Annotated in this window: 1 protein-coding gene; it reads left to right on the top strand. The window is 45.1% G+C overall.

Annotation, left to right across the window (positions count from 1 at the left end):
* A partial coding sequence (locus tag AAEY75_RS17165; protein WP_502944468.1) for a dCTP deaminase occupies nucleotides 1-235 on the top strand: 235 nt, incomplete at both ends.

The raw sequence follows: 235 nt of genomic DNA on the forward strand, positions 1-235 counted from the left end.
TACCAATGTTCATTCAGTGATTGTAGATCCAAAAAACTTTGATGAAAAAAGCTTTATTGATGTCATTGGTGACGAGTGTATTATTCCACCGAACTCGTTTGCGCTAGCACGCACCATGGAGTATTTTCGTATTCCGCGCGATGTATTGACCATTTGCCTTGGTAAATCAACGTATGCGCGCTGCGGTATCATTGTGAATGTGACGCCGCTTGAGCCTGAGTGGGAAGGGCACGTG

The organism is Psychrobacter sp. TB55-MNA-CIBAN-0194, from assembly GCF_040309505.1.
GTDB lineage: Bacteria > Pseudomonadota > Gammaproteobacteria > Pseudomonadales > Moraxellaceae > Psychrobacter > Psychrobacter fozii.